Origin of the sequence: Brevibacillus sp. MS2.2 (genome assembly GCF_013284345.1) — a bacterium.
GTDB lineage: Bacteria > Bacillota > Bacilli > Brevibacillales > Brevibacillaceae > Brevibacillus > Brevibacillus brevis_C.
In genome coordinates this window covers 112871-137525 of the sequence record NZ_JABSUZ010000009.1, presented here as the reverse complement: position 1 = coordinate 137525, position 24655 = coordinate 112871, and the positions used below count along the sequence as shown (strand labels likewise).

26 protein-coding genes are annotated in these 24655 nt (G+C 44.3%); 16 read left to right on the top strand and 10 right to left on the bottom strand.

Annotated features, from left to right (window positions below):
- Window positions 1-124: 124 nt before the first annotated feature.
- The 4 genes from arsC to arsR form a co-directional block, all read right to left on the bottom strand.
- A complete protein-coding gene (gene arsC / locus HP568_RS10900) occupies window positions 125-529 on the bottom strand; it encodes an arsenate reductase (thioredoxin) (protein WP_173629080.1) in 405 nt (134 codons plus the stop codon).
- Window positions 530-554: 25 nt separating this feature from the next.
- Window positions 555-1592 carry an ACR3 family arsenite efflux transporter gene (gene arsB, locus HP568_RS10895; protein ID WP_173629079.1) on the bottom strand — a complete coding sequence of 346 codons (1038 nt, stop codon included), beginning with the start codon at window positions 1590-1592 and terminating at the stop codon, window positions 555-557.
- Between the two features lie 18 nt (window positions 1593-1610).
- Window positions 1611-2048 (bottom strand): ArsI/CadI family heavy metal resistance metalloenzyme, encoded by a 438-nt coding sequence (locus tag HP568_RS10890; RefSeq protein ID WP_173629078.1) that lies wholly within the window; start codon window positions 2046-2048, stop codon window positions 1611-1613.
- Window positions 2049-2114: 66 nt separating this feature from the next.
- Window positions 2115-2429, bottom strand: coding sequence for an arsenical resistance operon transcriptional regulator ArsR (arsR, locus tag HP568_RS10885; protein WP_173629077.1), 315 nt, complete (start codon window positions 2427-2429; stop codon window positions 2115-2117).
- 443 nt (window positions 2430-2872) lie between these two features.
- Between arsR and HP568_RS10880 the strand changes: the two genes are divergently transcribed.
- Window positions 2873-4609, top strand: coding sequence for an FG-GAP-like repeat-containing protein (locus HP568_RS10880; protein WP_256434919.1), 1737 nt, complete (start codon window positions 2873-2875; stop codon window positions 4607-4609).
- A gap of 65 nt (window positions 4610-4674) precedes the next feature.
- On the opposite strand, the gene HP568_RS10875 is transcribed toward HP568_RS10880, so the two are convergent.
- Window positions 4675-6492: an APC family permease gene (locus HP568_RS10875; RefSeq protein ID WP_048034503.1), complete on the bottom strand. Its 1818-nt coding sequence runs from the start codon at window positions 6490-6492 to the stop codon at window positions 4675-4677.
- Window positions 6493-6831: 339 nt separating this feature from the next.
- Here HP568_RS10875 and HP568_RS10870 point away from each other — a divergent pair, with 339 nt between their 5' ends.
- Window positions 6832-7425 carry a YdeI/OmpD-associated family protein gene (locus tag HP568_RS10870; RefSeq protein ID WP_173629076.1) on the top strand — a complete coding sequence of 198 codons (594 nt, stop codon included), beginning with the start codon at window positions 6832-6834 and terminating at the stop codon, window positions 7423-7425.
- 78 nt (window positions 7426-7503) lie between these two features.
- Here HP568_RS10870 and HP568_RS10865 read toward each other — a convergent pair whose 3' ends face one another.
- Entirely contained in the window at window positions 7504-8325 is an 822-nt protein-coding gene (locus HP568_RS10865; RefSeq protein ID WP_048034501.1) for a DUF2785 domain-containing protein, read from the bottom strand.
- A 232-nt stretch (window positions 8326-8557) separates the two neighbouring features.
- On the opposite strand from HP568_RS10865, the gene HP568_RS10860 reads away from it, so the two are divergent.
- The 3 genes from HP568_RS10860 to HP568_RS10850 all read left to right on the top strand — a co-directional run bounded on the left by HP568_RS10860 (window position 8558) and on the right by HP568_RS10850 (window position 11733).
- Window positions 8558-9133, top strand: coding sequence for a sigma-70 family RNA polymerase sigma factor (locus tag HP568_RS10860; protein ID WP_048034500.1), 576 nt, complete (start codon window positions 8558-8560; stop codon window positions 9131-9133).
- Entirely contained in the window at window positions 9123-10184 is a 1062-nt protein-coding gene (locus HP568_RS10855; protein ID WP_173629075.1) for a hypothetical protein, read from the top strand. Before HP568_RS10860 ends, HP568_RS10855 begins: the two co-directional genes overlap by 11 nt.
- 169 nt (window positions 10185-10353) lie before the next feature.
- Window positions 10354-11733 carry a YcdB/YcdC domain-containing protein gene (locus tag HP568_RS10850; RefSeq protein ID WP_173629074.1) on the top strand — a complete coding sequence of 460 codons (1380 nt, stop codon included), beginning with the start codon at window positions 10354-10356 and terminating at the stop codon, window positions 11731-11733.
- 63 nt (window positions 11734-11796) lie between these two features.
- On the opposite strand, the gene hcp is transcribed toward HP568_RS10850, so the two are convergent.
- Entirely contained in the window at window positions 11797-13092 is a 1296-nt protein-coding gene (gene hcp / locus HP568_RS10845) for a hydroxylamine reductase (RefSeq protein ID WP_048034498.1), read from the bottom strand.
- Between the two features lie 145 nt (window positions 13093-13237).
- Here hcp and HP568_RS10840 point away from each other — a divergent pair, with 145 nt between their 5' ends.
- Entirely contained in the window at window positions 13238-14737 is a 1500-nt protein-coding gene (locus HP568_RS10840; protein ID WP_048034497.1) for a nitrate/nitrite transporter, read from the top strand.
- An 83-nt stretch (window positions 14738-14820) separates the two neighbouring features.
- Here HP568_RS10840 and HP568_RS10835 read toward each other — a convergent pair whose 3' ends face one another.
- On the bottom strand, window positions 14821-15528 hold the full coding sequence (locus tag HP568_RS10835) for a Crp/Fnr family transcriptional regulator (RefSeq protein ID WP_056491537.1): 708 nt from the start codon (window positions 15526-15528) through the stop codon (window positions 14821-14823).
- A gap of 187 nt (window positions 15529-15715) precedes the next feature.
- Here HP568_RS10835 and HP568_RS10830 point away from each other — a divergent pair, with 187 nt between their 5' ends.
- The 10 genes from HP568_RS10830 (at window position 15716) to HP568_RS10785 (ending at window position 23180) form a co-directional block, all read left to right on the top strand.
- Entirely contained in the window at window positions 15716-16756 is a 1041-nt protein-coding gene (locus HP568_RS10830; protein ID WP_173629073.1) for a hypothetical protein, read from the top strand.
- Window positions 16743-18917 (top strand): molybdopterin oxidoreductase family protein, encoded by a 2175-nt coding sequence (locus HP568_RS10825; protein ID WP_173629072.1) that lies wholly within the window; start codon window positions 16743-16745, stop codon window positions 18915-18917. The genes HP568_RS10830 and HP568_RS10825 overlap by 14 nt, the downstream gene beginning before the upstream one ends.
- Window positions 18910-19479 carry a 4Fe-4S dicluster domain-containing protein gene (locus tag HP568_RS10820; RefSeq protein WP_048034493.1) on the top strand — a complete coding sequence of 190 codons (570 nt, stop codon included), beginning with the start codon at window positions 18910-18912 and terminating at the stop codon, window positions 19477-19479. The genes HP568_RS10825 and HP568_RS10820 overlap by 8 nt, the downstream gene beginning before the upstream one ends.
- Window positions 19480-19495: 16 nt before the next feature.
- Entirely contained in the window at window positions 19496-20029 is a 534-nt protein-coding gene (locus tag HP568_RS10815) for a Rieske (2Fe-2S) protein (protein WP_173629071.1), read from the top strand.
- Window positions 20013-20216: a hypothetical protein gene (locus HP568_RS10810; RefSeq protein ID WP_048034491.1), complete on the top strand. Its 204-nt coding sequence runs from the start codon at window positions 20013-20015 to the stop codon at window positions 20214-20216. Before HP568_RS10815 ends, HP568_RS10810 begins: the two co-directional genes overlap by 17 nt.
- Window positions 20217-20244: 28 nt before the next feature.
- Window positions 20245-20562 (top strand): hypothetical protein, encoded by a 318-nt coding sequence (locus tag HP568_RS10805; protein ID WP_048034490.1) that lies wholly within the window; start codon window positions 20245-20247, stop codon window positions 20560-20562.
- Between the two features lie 57 nt (window positions 20563-20619).
- A complete protein-coding gene (locus HP568_RS10800; RefSeq protein WP_375154934.1) occupies window positions 20620-21132 on the top strand; it encodes a hemerythrin domain-containing protein in 513 nt (170 codons plus the stop codon).
- A gap of 164 nt (window positions 21133-21296) precedes the next feature.
- Window positions 21297-21581 carry a DUF4183 domain-containing protein gene (locus HP568_RS10795; protein WP_048034488.1) on the top strand — a complete coding sequence of 95 codons (285 nt, stop codon included), beginning with the start codon at window positions 21297-21299 and terminating at the stop codon, window positions 21579-21581.
- Window positions 21582-21688: 107 nt separating this feature from the next.
- Complete coding sequence (locus tag HP568_RS30025; RefSeq protein ID WP_173629069.1) at window positions 21689-22090, top strand: DUF4183 domain-containing protein; 402 nt, start codon at window positions 21689-21691, stop codon at window positions 22088-22090.
- Between the two features lie 190 nt (window positions 22091-22280).
- The gene (locus HP568_RS10785) at window positions 22281-23180 is read left to right on the top strand and encodes an SDR family oxidoreductase (RefSeq protein ID WP_173629068.1); all 900 of its coding nucleotides are present in this window, start codon (window positions 22281-22283) and stop codon (window positions 23178-23180) included.
- Window positions 23181-23187: 7 nt separating this feature from the next.
- Here the strand turns inward: HP568_RS10785 and HP568_RS10780 are convergent, their stop codons facing one another.
- Both HP568_RS10780 and HP568_RS10775 read right to left on the bottom strand, forming a co-directional pair.
- Window positions 23188-23787, bottom strand: a complete 600-nt coding sequence (locus HP568_RS10780) for an undecaprenyl-diphosphatase (protein WP_173629067.1) — start codon at window positions 23785-23787, stop codon at window positions 23188-23190.
- A gap of 152 nt (window positions 23788-23939) precedes the next feature.
- Entirely contained in the window at window positions 23940-24572 is a 633-nt protein-coding gene (locus HP568_RS10775; RefSeq protein ID WP_048034485.1) for a hypothetical protein, read from the bottom strand.
- Window positions 24573-24655 lie beyond the last annotated feature (83 nt).

The following is a 24655-nucleotide window of genomic DNA, read 5'->3' as shown; positions in this document are numbered from 1 at the left end:
AATGTATAAATCTTACCAAGACTGAGAATGGGAAATGTAGTCTTATGTTTGGTTTTTTATAGCCATATACTTAAGAGTTGAATAACAAACCCGTCCCTGTTTTAAGGAGACGGGTTTTCATATTTTATTCTCCTATATCTGCGAATCTCTTAATTCGTACACCGATTTCATCACGAACTCGTTGAAACTCAGACCATTCTTTACCAGCGGGATCATCAAATCCCCAATGGACACGTTTTACATGAGAAGGAGTGGTTGGACAAACGGAATCTGCATGGCTGCATAATGTCACGACGAGATCCGCATTGTTCAATATATCAGGGTCAATGACATCAGATGTTTGACTGGAAATGTCTATGCCAACTTCTTTCATCGCTTGAATGGCATTTGGATTGACACCATGGGCTTCAATTCCAGCAGAGAAAACATTCCACGCGTTGCCCAAGTATTTCTTTCCCCATGCTTCCGCCATTTGGCTTCGGCAAGAATTTCCAGTACATAAAAAGTAGATTGTTTTTTTGTTTTCCATGATGTACACACCTTTTCAGCTTCAATTAGGAAATGCTGGAAAAATACTTGCGCTTGAACCATAAAGCTACATGAACCAATGCAATCATCACAGGTACTTCAACAAGAGGACCGATGACGGCTGCAAAGGCGGCACCTGAATGAATCCCAAACACTCCGACTGCCACAGCGATAGCTAATTCAAAGTTATTACTGCCTGCTGTGAAAGCAAGCGTCGTAGTAACGGGATAATTTGCTCCAATCTTTTTCCCCATATAGAAAGAGATAAAGAACATGAGGATGAAATAGATGAGAAGTGGAATGGCGATGCGAACAACATCAAGAGGAACACTTACGATGTTTTCTCCTTGTGTTGAGAACATGACAATGATGGTAAAGAGTAAGGCAATCAGAGTCATAGGGCTAATTTTTGGGATGAACACTTTCTCATACCAATGTCTGCCTTTCACTTTTACAAAAGTAAAGCGTGTCAGCATACCTGCAAGAAAAGGAATACCCAGGTAAATAAACACCGATTTTGCCACTTCCGCCATCGTAATGCTAATGACGGCACCTTGAATCCCAAGCCATTCCGGAATTACGGTGACAAAGACATAGGCATATACTGAAAAGAAAAGCATCTGAAACACAGAATTGAAAGCTACTAGCCCCGCAGCATATTCTGTATCTCCTTTTGCGAGGTCATTCCACACGATCACCATAGCGATACATCGTGCCAATCCAATCATGATCAGCCCAACCATGTATTCTGGTTTATCTGGCAAGAAAATGATGGCTAATAAAAACATCAAAACCGGGCCTATAACCCAGTTTTGAATAAGGGATAGTACAAGAACCTTAAGGTCTTTAAATACACGTCCTATTTCTTCATATCTAACTTTTGCTAAAGGGGGGTACATCATCAGGATTAAGCCTATGGCAAGTGGTATAGATGTTGTACCAATTTGTAAGCTATTTAATCCATTTGTGAAAGTAGGAAAGAAAGTTCCGATAATAATCCCTATTGCCATAGCAAGGAATATCCAAAGGGTCAAGAAGCGATCTAAAAATGATAATTGTTTCATTGAGCCTCCCACTTTGTCTTAGCAGCAAGAATTGGTTGCTTCTGTTTTTGAATCTACGCAGCAGGATGCGGACTCGATTTTATGAACGTCACTGTCAGACTTTGTGTAGAAAAATTCCCACTCATTACCATCTGGATCAGTAACCCAAAATTTATCCTGCACAGCATAACAACATGTCGTATCCATTTCGTCACGAGCGAAAAAGCCTTCTTTTTCTAGTCTTTCCTTATGAGTAAGGATTTCATTTGCACTTTCAACCTGGAATCCGAAGTGGTTAACTTGATTTCCACTTACAGCATCTCGAACATTCAATGTAAAGTTCAGTCTTGGGGTTTCAAGCAAGAACTTAGCATAATCAGGTTTTACCTTTACAGGATTGACACCAAAAACCTTCTGATAAAACTCAATAGATTTCTCCAGATTGGTAACGTTAACGCCAACATGTACATACTTCATTTCATTAAGCCTCCTTTAATTTAAAAGCTATTAATCAAAAAAAATTGATGTAAGGTCTAAAAAAATTTAGCAGCAGCTACCTTTGCCTGTTTTCCTAAAGATACAACAAAGCTCTTCCGATAAGAGGTGATTCACTTCATCATCATTCAAATCGTAGTAACTCCAGGTACCTTTTGTCTCTTTGATAATCAGGTTGGCCTCCAGTAATATCTTGAGATGATACGATAATTTAGATTGAGGCATGTCAAAAACCTCGGTAAGGTCACATACGCATGTTTTACCTCTCTGGCAAAGCTCATACATAATTTCTAAACGTTTCTGATCGGCGAGAGCTTTGAATTTTTTCTCATATAGCTCCAACTTATGCTTGATGTCATTCATGGATTACAACCTCATTCATCAATTTTTCTTGATGCATTTATTATATGCATGATTGCCAAGAAGATGCAATGATTAAATCAATTTTTTTTGATGTAAGCTATTTTTCGTTAAGTGACAGGTTCAATAGTTATCCTAGAAAAGTAGCAATGAACGCTGCCGATTTTATTGAGGAGGTAGTGAACCCGTCCCTATTTTGATAAGACGGGTTTACACGATTTATAATCACTTAATGGTTACATAAGAATATGTACGGTGATCCCTGGAAAGAGCAAAGGTTTGCTTGGGATTGATCATACATGAAGAGGGGCGGGAAACCGCCTCTTCATTTTTTTTTTTTTAGTGGATTCACCTTCATGCCTAAACAGCCATATCATGATCAAAGGCATTTGCATAGGATGCAGGGAATTGCTGCCTGAATTCCTGTAAGAAAGGGTGAATCCAATTTGGCCTGCCCATTTTTTCAGCCCGCAGTCGAATATAATACGGGAGGAACATCGCCTTCCAGCATTACTTCTGCCGATTTTAACAGAGACGGTCGCATAGACTTGGCCGTAGTGGATAGTGGGTCCAATGATGTTTCCATTCTTCTGAACAATGGGTCCGGCGTATTTTCCGTATCACAAACGATCCCCTTCAGTACTTTGTTTCCCGGGTCTTTATTAGGGCAAATTGTAGCAGCTGATTTAAATGAAGATGGTTCTATCGATTTGGCTGTTACAGATCAATCTTCCAATAACCGAGTTTTTATCCTTTTAAATATGGGGGATGGCACTTTTGCTGCACCTGTAGCCTATAGTACCGGTGTGTTTCCTGCTGTTTCCGAATCTTTTGCGATTGCTGTAGGGGACTTTGATGGTGTGAATGGTTTGGACTTAGCTATAGCAAATAGGGGCCAACTTGCAGGAACTAGTTCTATTACTGTCTTGTTGAATGATGGATCGGGTGTATTTAGTATGGCGGCAGGGAGTCCTTTTGACACGAACCCAGGATTGGCCCCAACTGATATTGTTGCGGCTGACTTTAATGGAGATGGACGCCTTGATCTGGCCACTGCCAATCGAGACACCAATGATGTAACAGTTTTTAGAGGGAATGGAAACGGTACGTTTCAAACTCCTGGAGTGAGTTTCTCTGTACTTCCCGGCGGCACATCCCCCAGTAGCCTTGTATCTGCTGACTTAAATGGTGATGGGTTTATTGATATTGCTGTCGCAAATAACGCAACGAGTAATGTAACCGTTTTTCTAAACGATAAATTCGGTTCTTTTACAGAAGCAGCAGGAAGTCCCTTTACCTTGGGCGCTAATGCATTTCCTTTTGATATAACAGCGGCTGACTTTAATTGTGATGGAGTCATTGATTTGGCTACCCCAAATGCAGGTTCTGATAACGTTTCTATTCTCATAAACAACGGGTCAGGAGGGTTCTCGACTCCCTTTCAGTTTCCTACAGGAGCAGGTCCTTTCAGCATTACAGTAGCTGATTTTAACGGAGACGGTAGAGTTGACATCGCTACTGCAAACGAGGATTCGAGCAATGTTTCTGTTTTGCTCAATGGATGCGTGCAGCCACCAACCTGCCCACCTGACATGGTCGTACCCTGCCCTATTGTAAACTATCCAACACCTGTTGCCACCTGCCCCGGAGTCACTGTTACCTGTTCTCCGCCTTCTGGCTCGCTTTTCCCAGTGGGAGATACTGTTGTCACCTGTACGGCACAAGATATATTTGGGAATACGGAAGTATGTTCATTTACCATCACGGTTATTGACGAGCCTCCAACCATCACTTGCCCTGAGGATATTACAATCCCTGTTTTACCCGGGCAAACTTCCGCTACGGTTACCTATGAAGTCACTGCCACTGATACTTGTGGGGTGACCTCTATTACCTGTCATGGGATCACACGGTCCTTTTCTCCTCCTGCCCCCATTGCAGTTGCAACTTTTACCATGGACTTTCCTGTAGGAATGACGATGCTTACCTGTACAGCCAGGGATCAGTCAGGAAATACGGCCTCTTGCAGCTTTGTTGTAACCGTCACTTCTGGGGTCTCCAACAGTATTCAGCCAGAAATCATTCGCGTAAAAAAAGTGTATGATTGGGTTGTCTTTCAATCTAATTTTAGGCTCATACTGGATTTAAATCATCGTCGTGATGATCAAGATAATCAAAAATGATGGAACCCGTTTCCTTACAAAGGGACGGGTTTTCTTCGTTTGTTTATGGCTTAATGGATATTGCTTCATTTCTTTAATCGGTATGGAACCGTAGCAATTTTTACATCCTGGCGGGCGAATAAATACGCGCGGATTAATAAACTCGTTTGGTTATGAAGTAAGTTATGCCACCACCGCTTGGTAATAAACTGTGGAATCATGACAGTAACATGATCCGTTTCTGCCTTTTTCCACTCAACCGTGTCAATAAACTTAAACAAAGGTCTTATGATACTGCGATAATGGGAACGCAGGACAATCAAACGCACGCCGGGATTCCAGAGTTCCCATTTTTCCTCCATTTTTTTCATGTCTTCATCACTGAATCCGACGTAGACAGCGACAATGTCGTCTGACAAGGATTGCGCATAACTAATGGTGTTTTTCACCACCTGCGAAATCCCAGCCACAGGAATAACGATAACACTCCCTTTTGGTTCGGGTTTGTCTGTTTCCATATCAAGGCGTAACTCATTTGCCAAATCTCTATAATGCTGATTTATCTTCCTGAAGATGAAAATGACGATAGGAAGGAACACAAAAATCGGCCATACCTGCGAGATTTTTGTAATGAAAAAGATCAGGCAAATGGTAAGGGTCGTTAGCATTCCCAACGTATTAATAACAAAAGGTGTGAGCCAACCTCGGGGCTTTTTGGAAATCCATCGTTTCATCATTCCAGCTTGTGACAAGGTAAACGGTATAAAAACACCAAGCGCATATAAAGGGATTAAGTTTTCCGTTTCTCCTTTAAATGCAATCACTAATACTGCTGAAAGAATAGCCAAGAAAATAATCCCGTTTGAAAAACCAAGACGATCTCCTCGAACCATAAACATATTTGGCATAAATCTGTCCTTGGCTAACATAAAGGCGAGTAAAGGAAAGGCTGCAAAAGCAGTATTAGCGGCCAGGAATAAAATAAGTGCTGTAACAGCTTGAATCGAGTAATACATGATCCCTCGTCCAAAAACAGTAGAAGCGATTTGAGATACCACCGTTTCCTTTGGGGTCGGTGAAATACCATACAAATAAGCCAACAGGCTAATGCCCATGAACATAACACCGAGGATAAGTCCCATCATGATAAGCGTTAGTGCTGCATTTTTCGGTGCGGGGTCCCTGAAGTTGGGAATGGCATTGGATACGGCTTCTACCCCTGTTAATGCTGAACACCCTGAACTAAATGCTCTCAATAGAAAAAATATAGATATACCTGGAACAACTGCCCCATATGCTGGGGGATGGGCTTGCACATTTCCCACCATCCATTGATATCCGCCGCCAATAATTAAGACGAGAATAGCGACAACAAACAAATAAACAGGGTACATTAAAATCGTTGCCGATTCTGTAATTCCACGTAAATTTAATACCGTTACGATGGCAATCATGAACAGAGCAATAAGAACGCGATGTTCATGTAGCATTGGAAATGCCGAAGTAATAGCGTCCGTAGAAGCAGACGTACTAACAGCAACCGTTAAAATGTAGTCCACGAGCAAAGAGCCACCTGCAACCAGTCCAGTAGTGGTTCCTAAATTGTCCTTTGCGACAATGTATGCTCCACCACCAGTTGTATAAGCAAAGATGGTTTGGCGGTAAGACAAAATGAGTATGGTTAAAAGACCAACAACCGCAATGGAGATGGGAAGAGAGTACCACATCGCTACTGCACCCAAAGTAATTAACACGAGAAGAATCTGTTCTGTTCCGTAAGCGACAGAAGATAGAGCATCAGATGAAAGAACCGCCAAAGCTTTTACTTTATTTAACTTTTCTTCGGCAAGTTCACTTGATTTCATAGGTCTACCGAGCAAAAATCGCTTGAATTCTGAGATCATGTGTATTCCCCTTATCTGCCATTTCCCGTTAGTTTTCCCACTACCACAATAAAATTAGTCAAATGATGATGGTCACTTGCGAGTAAAAAGAAAACGGGTTTTTGCCCTTTGGACAAAACCCGTTACCATCATGTAGTTAGACTCACCTAAATTCCCTATGGCATGGATGTTTCTTTTGGACAAGCAGTCTCATCATTTGAGCAGGAAAGTCCTCGCTCACTCTTCTAAAGCTTTTTCTTTAAAAGAAGGAACCTGAATACATGATGATAGAATAATACAAATACCATAATGCAAAACTAAAAATTGACATGACACCAACTAGAAGAGGGGTGTTCCTTGATGACAACAAGTAAAACGAATCCTAAGGTTGATGAATTTTTAAGCAAGGCGAAAAAGTGGAAGGCAGAATACGAGAAGCTCAGAAGTATTGTTCTTGACTGCGAGTTGACCGAAGATTTTAAGTGGATGCATCCTTGTTACACGTTTGAGAAAAAAAACATCGTTTTAATACATGGATTTAAAGAATATTGTGCGCTACTGTTTCAAAAAGGTGCCTTGTTAAAAGATCCAAATGGGATTCTCATCCAACAAACGGAGAATGTACAGTCTGCGCGCCAGATCCGGTTCACCAATGTGGACGAAATCATGGAAATGGAATCTATTTTGAAGGCCTATATTCAGGAAGCCATCGAAGTTGAAAAAGCCGGTTTGGAAGTGGACTTTAAAAAGCATGAAGAATACAACGTTCCTGAAGAATTTCAAAATAAATTGGATGAAATCCCTGCCTTGAAAACTGCTTTTGAAGCATTGACTCCGGGACGGCAAAGAGCATACCTTCTTCATTTTTCCGCACCCAAGCAAGCCAAAACGCGAGAGTCAAGGGTTGAAAAATGTATCCCCCAAATTCTCGAGGGAAAGGGATTAAATGATTAGTATATTTGATGAGATATGAATGGAGAAGAGGCGGGAGAACCGCCTCTTTTTTGTTTTTGTATTCGTTTCATTCCGATATCAGGAATAGTATACTTTTTCTATTTTATATAATGTCTGCTCGATGGTTGGGCAGAGATCGGCATTTCCTTTGTAGAATTTCAAGCGGAAGTACAAGCTTTTCAAAAAATTCTTTATATTGATTTTTTGTTTAAAGGCAGGAAGAAATTCGGAACTCTTATCCACATCACCAAAACTATGGATCCATTTCTCTACATAACTCGGGCTAAGTACTTTTCTATTCATAACACTGACAATGGCTGTTACCATTCTCTCATCTTCCCCATCGGAGTAAATTCGATCGGTTATGGTCATCTTTTCATAAACCAAATCGAGAATGGTGATGAGGTCATTTTTATCCAGTTCGGAACATTGAGCTAAATCGTCTAATGCATCCGCTGCATGGGCTATGGCATGAGCCCAGCCTTTTTCTTCATCATATCCTCGGTAATCTCGCTCTTCTCGTACGCTGAAAAATACTTTCTCTTTTATCTCATGGATGTTCTCTCTGGAGAGAAAGGGTGATTCTCTATGCCTCATGAGGAGTAGTGGTATGACTAGCATAGAGAAAGAACGGGTAAAGACAGAGTCTGTATTTGTTTCACCAACCTTAAAAAGCAAATGGTTTTTATCTAGAATGATTGGTATCAGTTGTTCTAGTTCGCTTGCAGTTAGAGAATTACCGGGAATCCAATGTGATAAGGTTGTATAAATGAGGTCATCACGTAATGTGGCATCCAAAGAACCAATTTCATTTATCATTTCTAATACGAATGGTAATGTATCGGGTGGTGCTTGGTAGCCATTTTCTTTTATGAATATCAACTTTTCTTTTACATTCATTTTACACGCTCCCACTTTTCATTTTTCGAACTGACTTTACGGCTTTACTTTGTAATTTCTGTAATTTTAGGTTTCGACATAATTAGGTTATCACCCTTCCAAACATGGGTAGTTCTGACTGTGGTGCGGTGAGAAGTAGCAGTACAGCAAAAAAAATACGAAGAGAACCGAACCTTTTTCCGATCGAGAGACAATATAGGGTGTAAGTTGCTTACTCAGGAGGGCCCTCTGAATGGAAAATGAAGAGATGTACCAATTACTTATAAAAATGAAAGAGGGTGACGAACAGGCATTTCATAGGGTGTATGATGCCACCTTTCAGGACGTATACCGGACCGTCTCCTTTCTGGTGGATCATAAGCAGGATCGGGAAGATGTCATGAATGAAATCTATATGCAAATGTGGACCTCACTTGCTAATTACGATACGAACCGTCCTTTCCAGTTCTGGCTGCATGGCCTGGTAATCCGTCAAGTGCAGAGATTTCGGGTCAAGAGCTGGAGGAGATTCCGCATTTTTGAACGCATTCGTTCCTTCTCCCACGAAGAGTCTTATTTGGATGAACATACTGCGTTGATGGATGGAACCAACCAAATGATATCCCAGTCCATACGAAAACTGACCGACAAACAGCGGACAGTGATTATCTTCCGCTTTTATCACGACTATACTCTTGAGGAAATTGCGACTTTGCTTGATATTCCGCTGGGTACAGTAAAGTCCAGATATCATGCTGGCCTCCAGGCGCTTCGAAAATACTTAGGGAATCTCCCCCTGGAAAGGATGGAAAAGATCAATGACTATTGAACGCAAAATCCGTGAACATCTGCACGAAGAGGCAGAAACGATGGAGTGCCCGCCGGCCATTTCCAAACGTATAGAACAATCCTATTCTCACTATTTGCAACGAAAAAGGAGCGAAATAACTATGAAAAAACGATTAATTGGTGGAATTGTTGCTGCTGCGATTTTGATTCCAACCGCAGCATTTGCAGCACCTGTTGTGATTGACATGCTTACTCGAGCACCAATGACTTCTGAACAAGTCAAGCTGGATGAGGCTGGGAAAGCAACACTTGAGAAGCTGTATCGTGCCATTCCCGAAACAAAATCGTTTGAGATTATTCATGCAAGCTACCTTGGAGACCCCAATGATTCAACCAAAAAGGTACAACTAAGCATCGTCTTGCAGGAAAAAGGAGGAACTGGCAAAAAGATTACCCTCCATACAAACGGTATTACGGATGAGATTCAAGACCTGACGCAAGAGAATTGGGAGCCTAAGGAGAAACCACTCATTACTTTACCCGATCAGGAAATCAAGGGGAAGGTAGATCAGCTTATTGATCAATTGTACGGCAACATCAAAGATTACGAGGTTGCCATGGAGCAAATGGACAATCCCAATCAAAAAACATTTATCTTGAATTACACCAAGAAGGGATCAGGAGGAGAGGGTTACCAAGCATTTGTTCAAGGTAATACAATTAGTCTTTCTCCGGTAGCGCCTACACCTTCAAACAGTGAAGTAGAAGGTTATTTCTCCAGAGACGGTAAGCCTGATTATTATGCTGATAATTTTATAAACGATGAAAAACTGTTTGCTCTACTAAAAATGAGCCCGACGGAGTTAAAAGAAGAACTAGCAAAAGGAAAATCTGTTGTGGAGGTTGCAGCCTCGAAAAATATCTCGAAACAACAAGTCATTGATGTGATTGCAAGAACACAGGCTGAAGGACAGCTTCAAGATGGAAAAAATAAAGTAACGATCAGCGATGATTTACTGAAACAAATGATGAAAGAAGTTGAACCAAAAGTCGTACAAATAATTGAACACAAAACGGAAACGAAATGGTAGAAATAGCAAGTCAAGGTGGAGGAAAAAGAGGCGGGAAACCGTCTCTTTTTTTGTTTTACAAAATATGTATATTGATATAAAGTTAACAAGGAATGGAAAAATATCGATGTGATGAAATCCGTAATGATCCGATGAAATCAACGGGAATAGATAGAGGAGGAACATGTGTATGAAGCAAAGTAGGACAAAAGGATTTTGGAAACGATTGTCGATTCTCTTGCTTTCATCCTTACTCGTACTAGGCAATATTGCAGATGAGAGTACACTGGTACAGGCGGCTGAGCAAAAATCAGAAAAGATTCTTTCAGAACAAGAGGCTATTGAATACGCCAAGAAATGGGTGACTATTCCCGAAGGCTATGAGTATGACTATGGAGAATACATCGAACCGTATGACGACTTTACACCTTATGCGGGATGGGGCCTTAGTTGGCATCATTCAGATAAATCAAGTGTCGGCTATAAAATTCATCCTGTCTCAGGGAACCTGTTAAGCTATCATCAATATGATGACAAAGACAGCGAAGCCCCTGGCTCTGCTACAACGAATAGCAAGCAAATTGCTCTTGAGGGAGTAATGAAGTTTCTCACAAAAGTCATTCCTTCTGAGGAACGAGCGAATTTAATAGAGCCAAATGAAGTCGATTACAAGAGCGACGGTACGTACTATTTTAAATTTCAGAGAGTAGAGAATGGGATTCCTTTTAAGGACAATTATATCGCTGTAACCGCGCGAGGAGACGGAAAGGTTCTGCGATTTAATCGATTATGGTATGAGGGGGAGTTGCCTGACGCAAGCCAAATCATATCGGAAAAGGAAGCGCGCGAGCTGTTGGAACAAAAAACGGAGCCAACCTTGTATTATGAGAGTTTTTCCAGTAGAGATCATGGGGAGAAATACATGTTAGTCTACGGTTACCTACCAACCGATCCGCAAATGGTAGATGCGATCTCAGGCGTGATGATCGATGGCGATGGGGCGGTGGCGAAACCAAAGCAACCGTTCAAGAGTTTGAAGGAAATGCCCGCTGCTTCAGCTCCAAAGGCGGCGAGTCATAAAGATGTAGCAATTACCCGTGAGCAGGCGGAGGCAAGCGCAATCCATCTCCTGCAAACGAAGCTCCGTCATCAGTTGGCAGATATTTATATGCTTGATCCACAGCCGTATGATGGAGGTCCGAGGGGGAAGGAGACGAATTGGCGGGACTATAAAGTGCATTTTGGATGGTTGAAAAATGGTATTCTGATTAGGTACGCAAGATTTGAAATAGCTGTCAACTCGTCCTCAGGCAGCAGTATTATAGGGGATGAGAAGCTTACCTCGCCCGTTATTCTCGACAATAACATGCAGAGAGTAGACCTGGCTTTTGCGAAAAAAACGGAGCAAGCCGTGAAAAAATCGCTCGAACTCTACTACTTGCTACCGGATTTAGACTTTAACGAGGTAGAGGAACCAAAACCGCGGCTTGTTTACCGCCTCAGCGGAGACAAAGGAGTTGTCGACGCACACACAGGAAAATGGATCAGTTCCTTAAAAGGTAAAGAATGAAAAAACGGCCGTCATTGGTTAGTCTTACCACTAACTCTCTGACAGCCGTTTTTTCTATTATGTCTACTGAGTGATTCCGAGCATTTGCTTCATATCTTCTTGGGCGTCACCAATCAACTGGATGTGGAACAAGTCTTGCAGTACTTGCAGAACCCCGGGCTGAATGAACTCAGGCAATTTTGGGCCAATCCGTATATCTTGTATCCCCAGGCTAAACAGACCGAGCAGGATGGCAACCGCTTTTTGTTCAAACCAGGAAAGAACGATACTTACCGGCAGCTCGTTCACTTCACACTCGAAGGCATCGGCTAATGCAGCCGCAATCGTAATGGTAGAAACCGAGTTATTGCACTGTCCCAAATCGATATATCTTGGGATGTCGGTACCTGGCACGGTGCCGAAATCTACATCGTTAAAACGGAATTTTCCGCAGGAGGTAGTAAGAATGACGGTTTCTGGCGGTAAGGACGTAGCCAATTCACGGTAATACTCGCCCCCCTTGCCAGGAGCGTCACAACCAGCGATAACGAAGAAGCGTTTGATCTGTCCTTCCTTGACTGCCTGAATGATTTCAGGGGCGATGCCGAGAACTGTTTTGTGATGATACCCGGTCGTCAATGTCAGTTCCGATTCGATGGAGACTTCAGGGAGAGTCAATGCTTTTTCAATGAGCGGCGCAAAATCGTTATCTACAATTTTCGTCACGTTCTCCAAACCGGTTATATCATAGGAAAAGAAACGATCGGCGTAGCTGCCTCGAATAGGCATCACACAGTTTGTTGTAGCCAATATGGCACCTGGAAATTTCTCGAACAATTGGCGTTGATCGTACCATGCTTTCCCGATGTTTCCTTTCAAATGAGGATATTTCTTCAGTGCGGGGTAGCCATGTGCGGGCAGCATTTCGGAATGCGTATACACATTGATTCCTTTGCCTTCTGTTTGCTTTAACAGCTCTTCGAGAGCAAACAGATTGTGTCCCGTAACAACGATGCATTTTCCTTCGATTTTATTTTGTGAGACTGTGATTGGCTGCGGGACTCCGAAATGATCCGTATGAGCTCGATCCAAAAGCTCCATGACTTTTATGGCGGCTTTGCCTACTTTCATGGCCATTTGCAAATGTTCATCCAAGTTAAAATTCACATTCGTCAATGTAAAATAGAGGGCTTCCTGAGTAATCCCATCCACTTCAGGATCGATATAGCCGAGTTGACGAGCATGTGTGGCATAAGCTGCAATTCCTTTTAAAGCAAAAATTATTGTATCCTGAATACTCGCAAGATCTTCATTCTTTCCGCAAACGCCGATGACCTTACAACCACCTGTCGGAGTCTGTTCACATTGATAACAAAACATGTATAATCCACTCCTTCGATTCAAGATTTCGCTTTGATTATAAGCGGATCGTCTGGAAGGAGCTGTGATTAAAATCACAACGAAACCAAACTTTGCCTCTTATCATAGTGGATGAAGAAGATTTCCCAAGTGAGGGGTGTTGTTTATGGTACGAAAATGGCAGTTGCCGTTACAGACGTTGAGTCTTACGGTCGGTTTCATGGTATGGGTCATTCTGTCATCGCTCATGCCTTTTATCAAAGAAACCGTACCCATGAGTGCAAGCGAAGTGGCGTGGGTGACAGCGATTCCTGTTCTTCTTGGATCGTTGCTGCGAATCCCTGTTGGATATTGGAGTAACCGATTTGGCGCGAGAATTTTATTTAGCATAAGCTTTCTTTTGCTGCTGGCTCCTGTTTTTTATATTAGCCAGGCGACCACTTATACAGATTTGTTAATCGGCGGGCTATTTATAGGGATAGGCGGGGCGGTGTTTTCCGTTGGTGTCACGTCTCTACCTAAATACTATCCGAAAGAAAAGCATGGTTCTGTAAACGGAATCTACGGTATGGGGAATATTGGTACAGCAATCACCACCTTTGCAGCGCCAGTTCTGGCTAAATCATTTGGATGGGCCACTACTGTACAGATGTTCATGCTATTGCTTGTGGGATTTGCTGTGCTTACCTTCTTGATGGGGGATAAAAATGAACCTAAGGTAGTGACTCCCCTTGGTCAGCAGATCAAGAGTGTCTATAAAAACGAAAAGCTATGGTTAATCAGTTTGTTCTACTTTATTACGTTTGGTTGCTTCGTTGCTTTCACCGTGTATCTCCCGAATTTTTTAGTGAGCCATTTCCAATTGGATAAAGTAGATGCAGGGATGAGAACAGCAGGGTTCATTCTTTTGGCAACACTTGCAAGACCATTGGGAGGCTGGCTAGGTGATAAGTGGAATCCCTTCAAGGCATTGATAATTGTGTTTGCCGGGCTCGCCTTGTCTGGTATTGTCTTATCGTTTTCGCCATCGATTTTGATGTATACGGTAGGGTGCTTGATGGTGGCGACATGTGCTGGAATCGGTAACGGAGCCGTGTTCAAATTAGTGCCGATGTATTTCTCGCGGCAAGCAGGGATTGTAAATGGGATCGTATCTGCGATGGGGGGATTAGGAGGCTTTTTCCCGCCGTTGATCTTGACGATGTTGTTTAATTTGACCGGGCATTACGCGATTGGTTTCATGGCGTTATCTCAGTTTGCACTGGTAAGTTTGGTTTTGGTGATGTGGATGTTTTATCAAGAGAAGCTGCAGCTCGCCGCAACCATCATGGAAAAGACGGGAGAGGCGATACTGATTACCGATACACGAGGAGTTATTAAAAGTGCGAACCACGCTTTTACGAAAGTGACCGGTTATGAGATGAATGAGGTGATTGGCAAGTCCCCCAATATTTTAAAATCAGGCAGACAGGGTGCGGACTTCTATCAAAAGATGTGGGACTCGATCAAGAAGAATGGCTATTGGCAAGGAGAGATCTGGAATCGCCGGAAAAATGGAGATCAGTATCTCCAATGGTTAACGATCAGCGCGATTAAAGACGATGCAGGAGACGTCGAGTACTATGCTGGCATGTTCAGTGAGCTCGCGGAGCAAAGACATGGATAAAGAAACTTGAATCACTCATGAAAAAAAGTCTTGGACGGACAAGTCCAGGACTTTTTTTGTGCACGAAAATATGTAGAGTTTGCTCACATTTGGCAAATATCAGGAGGGCAGTCATCACAATAAATCGCTTCTTTTAAATAGGCAAGGTCCTTAATCAAGATATGCCCGTGGGGAAGCAGATCGATAGAATCCTGTTTTTTCAGATCGGAAAGCATCCGGTTGACACTTTCTCTTGTCAGACCAATGAATTGCGCCAAATCACGATTGGTAAGGGAAAGGTCGATGAGGATTCCGTCGGGGTGTGGCTTGCCGTACGTGTTACTCATGCGGATGAGCGTTGAATACAAGGCGCCGATTTTGCCATTGAGTAGCAAATCACGAAATTTGGACTGCATCCGCCTGTTCATCAATCCCATCCAACGCAGGAAGTCTACGCAAAATTGACCGTTTTTGATGAGCATTTTTTCCAACCCTTGTCGCGGGATGATCCATATCTCACCCTCCATCAGCATGGTGCCTGTGGAGGTGTACGTTAATTCCTGTTCGAAGAGCCCGGAGACGCCGACTAGCTCTCCAGCACCAAATACTTGCAGTGTTAGTTCTTTTCCATCATTTGTGTTCTTTGTGAGCTTGATTTGGCCCGACGAAATTAAGAATAGCTGATCGGCTCTTTCACCATCCAAAAAAAGAACGGCTCCGGGAACGAAATTTTTCCGAACAGAAAACGTTTCAAGGCTATTCACAAAATCGGAAGAAATCTGCTCCACAAACGTTGTGCCATTTCCGGTCATGTGGGGTCCCCCCTACAACAAGGATACAAAGGTAACTCATTATATCATCCGAAATCGATGGTTGGGGGTAGGAAAATCGTCCTGATTGTGGCAGTGGTGTGAGGTAAATCACAACCTGGGTTACGAGCCGTTGCTACAATGGTCTCGAGCGAAAGGAAAAAATGAGCAGCAGCAGGGAGGGTGTTGTATGAACTATCTATTTGCTTCCAAAGTGGCGAAGCGTGCTTTTATCATCATTGCTTGCTTGTTCGTCTTAAGTTACGTGGGAACACGTTTTTTCACGCATATTGATTTGGCGCTTTACGGCTATATGGTGGGAACGCTTGTCTTTATCGGAGGTTTCCTTTATCGATTTTCTGCTTGGGCAGATCGCCCGCCAACGAATGTCATTTTGAAAAAGGGGCTACGCCTTCTCTTTCGTAAAAACACGGCAAATACAACGGTGGATCATCTGGCCATCTATCGCTTTATTTGGAATCGGGGATGGTACCGCTGGACACAGCATATTTTGCTGGGATGGGGATGCATCTTGGCCGCGTTTGTCACCTTTCCGTTAGTGTTTGGCTGGATGTATTTCACGATGACGGACAATGGCTACTATCAGGTCGTGTTCATGGGTGTGGATGTTCTGACCGTACAAGCGGATGGCTGGGTTGCTTTTCTCTTTTACAACGCATTGAACATTACTGCTTTTATGGTCATCGGCGGAGCAGTCATGGCTTTGTATCGCAGACACAAGAACATGCAGGCACGGGCTGAACAATCCTTTGTCTACGACTTTTTGCCTTTATACCTGCTACTGTTTATCAGCGTGACAGGCTTGATGTTAACCGCAAGCAACATGTTCTTAGGCGGCTTTGGGCACCCGGTCATTTCAGTCACGCATCAATTTGCCGTGATTGTGACGTTGATTTATCTGCCATTCGGAAAACTGGCTCACATACCGTTCCGTCCCATGAGTGTGTTTGCACGAAATTATCGCGAGCACTATGGGGAACAGGAAATGAAAAAGTGCAAAGTGTGCAGCAATGAGTTTGTTTCTGCGGAACAATCGGCAGATGTAATCAGCGTGCTGGGTAAAAACGAAATGGCTTTTCAAATGGAAGAAGGATTCCACTTGGCTGAACTTTGCTTGCCGTGCCGCAGAAAATACCGGATGTTCCGCTTCACAGGAGTTCCTACGCACGAGATCAATGCCAGGGAGGCAAATCAACATGCCAAAGGATAAATTTTTTAAAGTAATGGAAAACAAGATACATCCGAACGAGAAATTGGTCAGCACGCACTGCTGCTACTGCGGTATGCAATGCGGAATGAACCTGCGTGTAGATACAACGACGAACAAGATTATCGGAGTGGAGCCACGGTACGATTTCCCTGTCAATCTGGGTAAGATGTGCCCAAAAGGGGTGACGGCCTATCAGCAGGTGAACCATCCGGATCGGATACAGCGGCCGTTGATTCGAACAGATGCATCATTAAAAGGCACGGCAGAAGGTTTTCGGGAAGCGTCATGGGAAGAAGCACTTGACTTGATCGTTTCCAGGTTCAAGGAGTTGCAGCACAACTATGGCAAAGATACCTTGTCTGTTTACTCTGGCGTTTCCATGACGAACGAAAAATGCTACCTCACGGGTAAGTTTGCGCGGGTCGCCCTGCAAACCCGCTATATCGACTACAATGGACGCTTCTGCATGTCCTCCGCTGCGGCCGGATTGAATCGAAGCTTGGGGATTGACCGCGGTTCTACCGTTCCGTGGACGGACATTCACCAAACAGACTGCTTGTTTTTGGCCGGTTCAAACGCGGCTGAGTGTCATCCAACCAGCATGTTCCGTATTTGGGAAGTGCAAAATCGGGGTGGCTATCTGATCGTAGCCGATCCAAGGGAAACGCCTTTGGCACGTCGAGCTGATATTCACCTGGATCTGCGACCCGGTACAGATTTGGCGCTGGCAAACGGAATCGTTCATCTCCTGATCAAGAATGGGCATATTGATGAAGACTTTATTCGAAATCATACGAATGGTTTTGAAGAAACAAAAGAAGTGGTTGCTACCTTCACACCAGAGTATGTCAGCGAAATAACAGGGGTTTCGGTGGAGAAGATTGTGCGGGCTGCCGACATTTTCGGGAGAGCACCCGAGGCGATTGTGATGTTTTGCCGTGGTGTGGAACAGCAGTCGAAAGGGACGGACAACGTATCGGCCTATACCAACATGTCGCTCGTCACAGGCAAGATTGGCCGTCCAAAATCGGGTGTGGCAACCCTTACTGGTCAAGGAAACGGTCAGGGAGGGCGGGAACACGGGCAAAAAGCCGACCAATTGCCTGGCTACCGCAAGCTCGACAATCCTGAACATGTGCGTGAAATAGCATGTGCCTGGGGCATTTCCCCGGAAGAGATGCCGCAGAAAGGTGTCTCTGCCTATGAGATGTTCCAGTTGATGAAGGATAAAACGATTCGCAGCTTATACTTACTCTGCTCCAATCCGGTTGTAAGTGCGCCAAATCTAAACCATGTTCGGGAGTCCCTGAAAAGTCTGGATTTTATGGTTTGCTGCGACTTTTACTTGTCCGAATCGGCTGAATACGCCGATGTCGTTCTTCCCGTTACGACTTGGGCAGAGGACGATGGAACGACTACCAATCTAGAAGGACGCATCATTCGTCACCGTCAGGCACAGGAATGGTTTGCCGAATCCAAGCCTGACTGGTGGATTCAGATAGAAATCGCCAAAAGAATGGGGCGCGGACAATTCTTTACTCACTTGAAGTCTCCTCAGGATATTTTTCATGAAATACGTCAGGTCTCCAAAGGCGGAATAGCTGATTATTACGGGGTCACCTACGAGAAAATTGATCAAAACAATGGTGTTTTCTGGCCGTGCCGTGAAGAGGGTGACGAGGGGCAACCCCATTTATTTCTTGATAAAAAATTTTATCACCCGGATGGCAAAGCCAAAATATGTGCGTTGCCTTACCGCCCGCCAGCGGAAGAGCCGGATGAAGAATATCCTTTGCGGCTAACGACGGGACGAGTTGTGTTCCACTATTTGTCCGGGAACCAGACAAGACGAATCCCGTTTTTGAAAGACATGTATCCTGATCCTCTGCTAGAGGTTCACCCAAAAACAGCGACACGTTATGGGATTGAACACGATGAGCTGGTCACTCTGAAAACAAGAAGAGGCGAGGCACAGTATCGCGTGAAAGTTATCGAGGCCATTCGAGAGGATACGGTGTTTGTCCCGTACCACTGGGGAAAAGCGGAGTCTATCAATCTGCTGACCAATCCGGCTTTGGACCCTTACAGCAAAATGCCTGAGTTTAAAGCGTGCGCCGCGAAAATTATCAAGCACAAACATGGAGGAGTTCGCCATGGGTAAACAAGTCTTATACATCGAAATGGATAATTGCATCGGGTGTCGAAGCTGCTTGGCGGCGTGTACACAGTGTGGAGGTCACGACAACCGAAACCGAAACTACGTACTGGATGTGGACCCGTTTATCAACAGACAAACGATTCCTCTCATGTGCTTCCATTGTGTCAATCCTGCTTGTGCCCGTAGCTGTCCTGCTCAGGCGATTCAAATCGCAGATAATGGGGCCGTATTGTCAGCTTTGGTAGAGAAATGCATCGGTTGTCAAAATTGCACGATTGCCTGCCCCTATGGGATTCCCAAATTTGATGAAGAACAGAATCTCATGTACAAGTGTGATCTATGCTACGACCGTACGAAAGAGGGAATCCCGCCGATGTGCGCTTCGGTTTGCCCGACAAACACCTTGCAGTGGATGGAGGAAGCAGAGCTGGAAGAAAAGCGGGCACAGATTCCTTTGGCCAATGGCAAATGGACTGCCAGCCACGACCCAGATGTGCTCGAAGGCGAAACCAATGTGAAAATTAGCCTGCCTGGCATTCTGCAGGGCAAACAGAAGCTATTCTAGAGGGGAGAAATACCTTATGGAGAACGAGAAAACCCGCCCAATTCCGTTGAAGGATGACAATTATACACATAACATCAATCGTTCCAATGAGCGTAGTCTGGATCGACGGAGCTTTATGAAAACAATGGTAGGAGCAGCCGGTCTTTTCGCGGCATCTACTCTGCCATGGGGGGCATTAGCTGCCAAGGAGCTGATGAGTTCATCCAGCAAGTCGTATCCCACACAAAAAATCGCGAATCTCAGCGATATAAAACCCGGAGATGCGATTGAGTTTAACTATCCAGGAGAGCATGACAGCGCGTTGTTCGTATATGTGAAGGAAAAGGAATATAAGGCGTATCAAAATGCATGTACCCACCTGCGTTGTCCGGTATTTTGGGACCGAGATGAGAAAGAGCTGCTATGTCCTTGCCATCACGGGAAATTTGATATCGCCACAGGTAAGCCGCTCGCTGGTCCTCCAAGAAGACCACTTCCGGAAATTGTGCTTCAAGAGAAAGATGGAGCCGTATACGCTGTAGGGGTGAAGAGATATGAAGAGCAGCTATAGAGGTGTCATCCTATTAGCACTGATCTTGTTCGCCAGCATTGTGTGCACCCAGTACACAGTCAATATGTATTTTGCACAGCGGTATATGGAGGTGCTATTGCTCAGCGGTGCAACGGTAGTGTTGTTCCCACTGGCATGGATGGTATTGAGAAAAGACCAGCGAGATCGAAGAGAACAAGGGAAATAATCCGGGGAAGGAAGAGTGATCAGTTGCCATGAATCCTAGTAAGAGAACGATTGCCGAGCTTCACCAGGAGCTGCCTTCCTTGGTGGATAAAAAAATGGGGATACTCATTCAAGATGTAGCGGATGATGCCGAACCACACAGTCCGGCTCTCTTGGAAAGGCAACTGGCAAAATGGGAGATCACGGAGGATGAGGAGCATCTGCGACTCTATTTTAATCCTTGCCAGTTTGTTGCGATTCCCATCCAGAATGGACCTGTTGTTTTTTCGCAAGAGGATGATTGTATTCGAATGGTTGCTAGGGACGATCGGGGACAGCTAGCGTACCATATTTCTTTTGGTAACTAACTTCCACTCGTAGATGGAGGGATTGTAATGGGACCACCGCCTATAGGATGTATGGGGATGATGCAGGAGTTTGAGGGGCGAAGGAAGCTGTGTCCAGCTCTGGAAAAATTGAAAGACGAGCACCAATCATTAGCTGAGCAGATGAACGATCTCGTACATCTAGCAAATAGCCTGAAATCTACTGCCGAACCTACGAAAAGAAAGAAAGGCTTAACAGAGCTTCATGAGCTGGCGTCCTTGTTTCGGGCAGAACTGGAGAAACACTCCAGACGCGAGGAAGAAGACCTGTATCCTCTGATGGCTAACTATATCGAACGGGAGATGGGACCGATTGCTGTCATGGAGGAAGAGCATGATCTCATTCATGAAAGCCTGATGTCATTCATGCGAATCGTTGAAATGGAAAAGTCTGAGCCTGTTGAAGTAGAAGCTGTCCACATTCATTTGCTGAAGTCAGTAGAAATACTCATGGAACATTTTTTTAAAGAAGAGAGTGTGCTGTTTCCGATGGCAGAATACGTATTGAGTGACGCAGAGAAAGAGCAGTTGCGAGTCCTGTTTCAAGATTAGAAATCATGTCGCCCTCCTACTGGTAAAAGTGGGAGGGTGATTTTATTTTCCAATTATATTCTTTTGAGGAAAAATGTGCAGGTTTCTGCTGTCATTTGTCGGTTTCAATCTTATGAAACCAATCATTTACTAGTAGGGATAAAATAGAGGAGGAGGTGTTCTAAGTGCCGATTGTGAAACCGTATTTAACCTCATTGAGATTTACGTCTACCATGGGTGCTGGAACTGGTACTGGTGCTACGTTTGCCATTGCGGCAACAGCCTTTACCAATGATGCGGGCGCTGCTGCGACTGCATTTCCTGGTACGTATGCTTTTTACAATCTCTACATTAACGGGGTAATCCAGGCAGGTAATACTTCCACAATGACAACGACAGCGATTACGATTCCAGATGGAGATGCCGAAAATGATGGTACACCCGTAGTTGTAGAGTTTGTCGTTAACTAAGGTGAATAGGATGGTGGCCCCAGGTGGATGGAATGTGCCTGGGGTTCACTCCTATGTGTAAACCGGAGTGAAGGTTCGAAGCACTTCGAGAAAGGACGAGTGATCTCATGAGGCGCTATGTCACACAGTCATACCCAGTGAGGAGACAGTGTCTGCAAATCGTCCAGCCGTTAGGTTGTCCCGGGATTTTCCCAGTAAAACCCTCCCCAACGTGTCCTCCCTGTCCCCCATGTCCATGTACGCCTGGTTTAATACGAACAGAAACCTATCAGTATACGGCCATTTCAGATGGAGTCAAAAACATGTATACCAACAGTGATGCTGTCGTCTTATTCAGTACTTCCGGGATTCTGGACCCGAATGAAGTTTCTGTTGTGAATCTATTCATCAATGGAATGCTTCAACCTCCCAATCTATATGTTGTTCAGCCGGGCGTTTTGATTTTGAGTGATATTCCAATACAAGGTGTTCCTCTTATTCTTCAGTTCATCAAGATGATTGTCGCATAAATGGTTGCTTCCATAATGGGAAAAGGTCATGTCATACATACATGTCATTTTCCTTCCATGTTGTGCCCTACCAGGGATATTGATCGGCTCGACATACTGGGGAGGTTTGATGGCGTATACGGCGCACAGAAAGAAGGGTAGGCGAATATCATGGCGATATCGACTGAATTCGTAACAGGAGGTATTTTCCATGTATCCGAGATACCCATATTACAGTTACAAGACTACTTGCGAAGAGACTCCCCTCACGTTTCCGCCGCAGCATCAGGATCGACAACCGGGGATGGAATACTTGATGGTCCCGCGGCCGATTTTCGATAATCCTCACTATATCGGAAGCGGAAAGCTTCGGGGAAAGGTAGCGATTATAACGGGTGGAGATAGCGGGATTGGCCGTGCTGTAGCCGTTGCGTTTGCGAAGGAGGGGGCAGTTGTAGCGATTCCTTATTTGGATGAGCACATCGACGCCGAGGAGACCAAGCAAGTCGTTGAGTATTACGGAGGGCAATGTTTGCTGCTGCCGGGAGACTTGCGCGACGAGGCTTGGTGTCGGGAGGTGGTACGCCAAACGGTTGGCTGTTTTGGCAAATTGGATGTGCTTGTATTGAATCAAGGCGTACAGTTTCCACAAGAAAGCATCCTCCATATAAGCCGCGAGCAACTGGAAGACACGTTTCGCACCAACCTTTTCCCCCTTTTTTACATCACCCAAGAGGCATTGCCGCATTTGCAGCCAGGCAGTTCCATCATTAGTACGGCATCGGTTACTGCTTATGCTGGTCATCCGCAATTGCTTGATTATTCAGCAACCAAAGGGGCCATCGTCTCCTTTACCCGCTCCTTGTCCCTTCAATTGGTCAAGCAAGGCATCAGGGTGAATGCAGTTGCTCCCGGTCCAATCTGGACGCCGTTGCAAGTATCCAGCTATTCCGCAGAGTACATCACGACCTTGGGTGTCGACACACCGATGCGTCGCGCAGGGCAGCCGTTTGAGCTGGCTCCGACCTATGTCTACCTGGCCTCGGATGATTCGGGATATGTCACGGGCCAGGTATTGCATGTCAATGGTGGAACGATAACAGAAACGTAGCAATGAATCAAAAGTCTCTCGTCTTCGATTTGGCAGGCAAGATCGCTTGTTCTCCTTTTTCATAGAAAGCAAGTAAAGTATGGACAAAACTCAATCTTGGCACGATCATATAGACGGCCAAGGCAGACCCAATGCTGATCAGGGCACCCACGATGACATCTGCCGGATAATGAACACCTACCAAAATGCGAGAAAGACCGACACAAGCAGCAAGTAGCATCCAGAGTGGCCCCGTCGTCTTTCTAAAAAGCCAGTAGGTCATGCAAAAGGAAAAAAACAGGATCGTATGGTCGCTGGGAAACGAATTGTCGACTGCTTTTTGAACCAATTGATTGACGTTCGCAAGCTCTGCAAATGGCTGATTATTCGCATGTAAGCTGCCGGCTACTTTCCCGAATAGCTCAGCGATGACAAACGTAAACGTCGCACAAAGGACCATGATGCGATTCTCATGTTTTCTCGTAAACCAGTACACCAAAGCACTCAACGCCAGAATAAACACCGTATATTCCGCTACGTAAAAAGCCACGGGATTCAGAGCCGGATACTCTTTCCCCAAGTCATTAATCAAGCGAAAGTAGTGAATGTTGATTTCCATGCCATTCATTTTTGGTGATCCTCCTTTACATGTAACAGGAGAATCGTAATCGATAAGAGAAAAATGGGAAATTGATTTACCTTACGAAATATTACAGGGTTGTAAGGTTGGTTTCGTAGCATCAAGAAAGAGACGGCTGAACCGTCTCTTTTTAATTGGACTCATTCTGTTTTGGGATAGATGTCTTTTTGGATAGCCTTTAATTTTCCGGCACGATCCATGGTTACGTTGATGTAATGATCCGGGGAAGTGTAAATGACAAGAATCTGTGTCTTGTTATCCTGGACAGTAGAGGTCTGGATCTGTGAGAACTTGTATTTTTCTGCCTGTTTTCCAAACAAAAGTTTGAGATGCTCCTTGCCTTTTTTGATCGCTTTCTCATCACCTAAAACTTCTTTCGAAGAGGGAAGTCCGTTTTGGATGGCGACACCGATCAGCTCTCCTGTACTTGCGTTTACATGGACAACTCCGAAGTCTGGGGCAGTACCCTCCGGTGTGCTCGACAAGATTACTTCGAGACGTTCGATAGGACCCGAGGTGGTGACGACGTTCTCTTTTAAGAGGGAGGTGATGTGATAGTTCTTCAGGTCAGGGATGACTTCTTTGATGTGATTCAGAGTCGCTTTTGCTTTTTGATTCAGATCTTTTATGGAAAGCTCTTCTATCTTGCTCGCAGTTACAGTTGCTTTCGCTTTGTGGGAAGAGGCTGCTGCGGCTTCGTTTGACAGAACAGGTGTGTTTGGCAAAAGGAGTGTCGCTATCAGGGTGAATGCTAGTGCCTTACGCTTGGTCATTTTTGATCATCCCCATTAATTGTCAATTGGGTGTACATGGATTAATACGGAAAGAGATTCGTAAAAGTAACGGTATAAATTGT

Excerpts from the sequence above, each read along its gene's own strand:
- HP568_RS10890 (WP_173629078.1), bottom strand. The coding sequence starts at position 2,048 with ATGAAGTATGTACATGTTGGCGTTAACGTTACCAATCTGGAGAAATCT.
- HP568_RS10865 (WP_048034501.1), bottom strand. The coding sequence starts at position 8,325 with ATGAATGTAAAAGAAAAGTTGATATTCATAAAAGAAAATGGCTACCAA.
- HP568_RS10810 (WP_048034491.1), top strand. The coding sequence starts at position 20,013 with ATGAAGAGCAGCTATAGAGGTGTCATCCTATTAGCACTGATCTTGTTC.
- HP568_RS10775 (WP_048034485.1), bottom strand. The coding sequence starts at position 24,572 with ATGACCAAGCGTAAGGCACTAGCATTCACCCTGATAGCGACACTCCTT.
- HP568_RS30025 (WP_173629069.1), top strand. The coding sequence starts at position 21,689 with ATGAGGCGCTATGTCACACAGTCATACCCAGTGAGGAGACAGTGTCTG.
- HP568_RS10800 (WP_375154934.1), top strand. The coding sequence starts at position 20,620 with ATGATGCAGGAGTTTGAGGGGCGAAGGAAGCTGTGTCCAGCTCTGGAA.
- HP568_RS10825 (WP_173629072.1), top strand. The coding sequence starts at position 16,743 with ATGCCAAAGGATAAATTTTTTAAAGTAATGGAAAACAAGATACATCCG.
- HP568_RS10855 (WP_173629075.1), top strand. The coding sequence starts at position 9,123 with ATGACTATTGAACGCAAAATCCGTGAACATCTGCACGAAGAGGCAGAA.
- HP568_RS10860 (WP_048034500.1), top strand. The coding sequence starts at position 8,558 with ATGGAAAATGAAGAGATGTACCAATTACTTATAAAAATGAAAGAGGGT.
- HP568_RS10805 (WP_048034490.1), top strand. The coding sequence starts at position 20,245 with ATGAATCCTAGTAAGAGAACGATTGCCGAGCTTCACCAGGAGCTGCCT.
- HP568_RS10820 (WP_048034493.1), top strand. The coding sequence starts at position 18,910 with ATGGGTAAACAAGTCTTATACATCGAAATGGATAATTGCATCGGGTGT.
- HP568_RS10850 (WP_173629074.1), top strand. The coding sequence starts at position 10,354 with ATGAAGCAAAGTAGGACAAAAGGATTTTGGAAACGATTGTCGATTCTC.
- HP568_RS10875 (WP_048034503.1), bottom strand. The coding sequence starts at position 6,492 with ATGATCTCAGAATTCAAGCGATTTTTGCTCGGTAGACCTATGAAATCA.
- HP568_RS10830 (WP_173629073.1), top strand. The coding sequence starts at position 15,716 with ATGAACTATCTATTTGCTTCCAAAGTGGCGAAGCGTGCTTTTATCATC.
- HP568_RS10835 (WP_056491537.1), bottom strand. The coding sequence starts at position 15,528 with ATGACCGGAAATGGCACAACGTTTGTGGAGCAGATTTCTTCCGATTTT.
- HP568_RS10815 (WP_173629071.1), top strand. The coding sequence starts at position 19,496 with ATGGAGAACGAGAAAACCCGCCCAATTCCGTTGAAGGATGACAATTAT.
- arsC (WP_173629080.1), bottom strand. The coding sequence starts at position 529 with ATGGAAAACAAAAAAACAATCTACTTTTTATGTACTGGAAATTCTTGC.
- HP568_RS10780 (WP_173629067.1), bottom strand. The coding sequence starts at position 23,787 with ATGAATGGCATGGAAATCAACATTCACTACTTTCGCTTGATTAATGAC.
- arsB (WP_173629079.1), bottom strand. The coding sequence starts at position 1,592 with ATGAAACAATTATCATTTTTAGATCGCTTCTTGACCCTTTGGATATTC.
- HP568_RS10870 (WP_173629076.1), top strand. The coding sequence starts at position 6,832 with ATGACAACAAGTAAAACGAATCCTAAGGTTGATGAATTTTTAAGCAAG.
- hcp (WP_048034498.1), bottom strand. The coding sequence starts at position 13,092 with ATGTTTTGTTATCAATGTGAACAGACTCCGACAGGTGGTTGTAAGGTC.
- arsR (WP_173629077.1), bottom strand. The coding sequence starts at position 2,429 with ATGAATGACATCAAGCATAAGTTGGAGCTATATGAGAAAAAATTCAAA.
- HP568_RS10840 (WP_048034497.1), top strand. The coding sequence starts at position 13,238 with ATGGTACGAAAATGGCAGTTGCCGTTACAGACGTTGAGTCTTACGGTC.
- HP568_RS10785 (WP_173629068.1), top strand. The coding sequence starts at position 22,281 with ATGTATCCGAGATACCCATATTACAGTTACAAGACTACTTGCGAAGAG.